At 45.2% G+C, this 610-nt stretch carries 1 protein-coding gene; it reads right to left on the bottom strand.

Annotation, left to right across the window (positions count from 1 at the left end; genetic code table 11):
• Positions 1 to 561 (bottom strand): lipopolysaccharide assembly protein LapB (locus A3761_RS06005; RefSeq protein WP_068749979.1); only part of this gene is annotated, 561 nt, incomplete at its 3' end.
• Positions 562 to 610 lie beyond the last annotated feature (49 nt).

Genomic DNA, 610 nt, shown 5'->3' with positions numbered 1-610 from the left:
TATATCTTCAGGGTTCTGATCCAAAGCCTGGCGATAATAGCTCTCCGCCTGATCGAAATCGCCTTTCTCCCGCATAATTTGACCGAGATAGTTGAGTGCCGGGCCAGTAAACTTTGCCAAGTTATCCAAAATCTCAGCCCGCTTGTCTGTAGGCAGATCTATCGACGCCTTGTTATCAGCCTTTTGTTTGTTCTCCTGCCCAAGCGAGTCCTTCAGAGCGAGCACTTTCGATAAGTATGACTCAGCCTCTTCTACATTTCCCAACCACCAGCTACTAATGCCAAGGTTCAAGAGAGGCCCAGGGTACCAGGGGTTTTGCTGATGTATTTCTGCCAGAGTATGAAAGCTATCTTCAAGCTCATCGTTACCTTTGAATACCCCGGCAGCCATCGCTTGGTCCGATGAACTCTCTAGTGACTTCATCGTTTCAACAGCGTCTTGATATTGTGAAACTAATGCTTGTCGCGAATCTTCAGCGGCGATTGATTCCTTATCTATTTTTCCTTTTGTTGCACAGGCACTCAAGATAAGGCACAGACAAACCATCAAAAAACATGACATTGATTGCCTCAAACAGATGAATAGACCCTTAATACAAGTCATAGATGAT

It is taken from the genome of Oleiphilus sp. HI0123, from assembly GCF_001635315.1.
Note: the sequence above shows the minus strand (reverse complement) of the source record. Positions and strands in the feature narration are given on the sequence as shown.